At 64.0% G+C, this 648-nt stretch carries 1 protein-coding gene; it reads left to right on the forward strand.

The annotated features are described in order from the left end of the window. Positions 1–460, forward strand: a 460-nt coding sequence (locus tag NZU74_20540; GenBank protein MCS6883716.1) for a hypothetical protein, incomplete at its 5' end; no start/stop codon positions are given. Between the last annotated feature and the right edge of the window lie 188 nt (positions 461–648).

Genomic DNA, 648 nt, shown 5'->3' on the forward strand with positions numbered 1-648 from the left:
GGACCTGCTCCTCATCGCCGCCTTCTACGCGCGGCGCGATACCCTCACGCCTTCGAGCGTGGGCGTGCTTAGCGTGGTCGTGTACGTGGTCGTGGTCATCATTGCGCAGCCATGGCTCGGCCTGTTGAGCCTGATGCTGGCCGACTCGGTGAAGCAGTTGACGCACGCGCTGGTCAGCGGCGCATTGCTCTCGCGCCGCATCGGCGGATTCGGCGGCACGGGCCTCTGGCCGGCGCTGGGCCGCATTGTCGTGGCCGTCGCGGTGATGGCGGCGGGAGTGGCTGCGACTCTGGCCGTCGTCGGTGCGCTGCCTTTCCCGGCGCGCTGGCCGGAGTCCTTCGCGCGCGTGCTGCTGCCTGGCACAGCCGGCGTGCTGATTTACTTCGCCGTGGCCGCGCGCCTCGACCTCCCCGAAGTGCGCCTCGTGCTCGACCTGCTGCGGCAGAGGCTGAAGGTATAATCGCAGAGAGTAGAAAGTAGTCAGTAGAAAGTAGCCTGGGGAAAGTAGTGAGCGCCACGACTTTCTACTTTCCACTTTCTACTTTCTATCGCAGAAACTTGTGCTGGCCGAAAAATACGCTGCTCAAATCCAAGACATCCTCAACCGCTATCCGCCGGAGCACAAACGCTCGGCGGTGATGCCGCTGC

The sequence above is a fragment of the Chloroflexaceae bacterium genome (assembly GCA_025057155.1).
Taxonomy (GTDB): Bacteria; Chloroflexota; Chloroflexia; order Chloroflexales; family Chloroflexaceae; genus JACAEO01.